Here is a 1,367-nt window from a genome sequence, read left to right as displayed (position 1 = left end):
GCACTGCCCGTTTCAGAGCCTGGTATTCTGTCTCGGTAATCATGGAGGTTATCTCTGATATTTTGGTGCCATCCTGACGGGTATAAGTTTTGTGGAGCATATCTGCCAAAGCATCCCAGATACCTTGTCGGGAGAGGTCTCCGTATAAACGGACATAATCAATAGACCAGCTTTCCTCACCAGCTCCCCAGCCAGTTACTTCAAACTCAAAGCGGTCATCCTGGACATCACACCCAACGGTCAGTATTTCCACCCACCACGGCACCTCTGCCGGATAATGTTCCCGTCGCTGGTAGAGCAAACTATGCTCAACAGTCTCACCTTGTTCCGTCCATGTCTCACCGAGAACGGTATTGGTCCAATCCTTGAACTGTACCGGGTTACTTTTGGCGGCGAGAAAGTCCTCTACTGCATTTTGCCAGCTGTACCAACCGTTAGGGCTGTAGAGTGAACTCAGATGAAAACCCGCTACCTTGTTGCTCTTTTCCTTTTCAGCCTGCCAATGGCCATTAGTGAGCAGTTTCGGTTTGTCTTTTTCATAGTGCTTATGGCCACACTGCACACACTCAAACCGGGTGGTTGCCGGGTCATGGTTATCAAAAATGATCTGAGCCCAGACAATCGGCTGGTAGTGTCCACAGCTATTGCAGGGAACCAGATAGCGTCGTTTATCACTGCTCTCATAAGCCGCTTCAATCTTGCTGGTTTCAGCAATGTTCGGCGTGCTGACCATCAGGATTTTACGGTTACGGCTGAAGGTGGCCGTTCGCTTGATGGCCAGATTGATGGGACTACCCTCACCATCCACATCATCGTCGTAGGCATCCACTTCATCCATAAACAGAAAACGGGCAGGCATTAAGCGAAGGCCTGCTGCTGAATTGTCTCCGGTAAAGATCAGCACACCATTGGGAAACTCCTTGGTCAGCAAAGTATTGCCGCTATCCCGGCTTCGGGGATCTTTCACTTTCTCCCGCAGATCCGGCATTTCATCGATCATTGGCGCAATGCGTTGCTTGGAGGTTCGCTTGGCCATATCCAGCGTGGGCAGCACATACATCATTGGACCCGGCGTATGGTCAATCACATAGCCCAACCAGTTGTTACCACATTCCGTGCCGCCCACCTGGGCACCCTTCATAAACACCACCTGCTCAACAGGCGACGATGGTGACAGACAATCCATGATCTCTTTTAGGTACGGTGTGCGGGAAGTTCGCCATCGGCCAGCCTCTTTGGTGGCCTTGGCTGGCAAAATCCTTTTCTGGTCAGCCCACTCGGAAACCGTCAAGCGGGTGTCTGGTTTCAAGCCTTAAACTTCCTGAGTAAACTGGGCCAACGCTGGAATATCACCATGTTCCACTATC

1 protein-coding gene is annotated in these 1,367 nt (G+C 51.1%); it reads right to left on the bottom strand.

What is annotated here, in order from left to right; all coding sequences use genetic code 11:
• The coding region (locus tag KDK15_RS01040) for a phage terminase large subunit family protein (RefSeq protein WP_257293508.1) at window positions 1-1,309 on the bottom strand (1,309 nt) is incomplete at its 3' end.
• Window positions 1,310-1,367 lie beyond the last annotated feature (58 nt).

This window comes from Endozoicomonas sp. YOMI1 (assembly GCF_024606345.1).
In the GTDB taxonomy this organism is placed as follows: Bacteria; Pseudomonadota; Gammaproteobacteria; order Pseudomonadales; family Endozoicomonadaceae; genus Endozoicomonas.
Note: the sequence above shows the minus strand (reverse complement) of the source record. Positions and strands in the feature narration are given on the sequence as shown.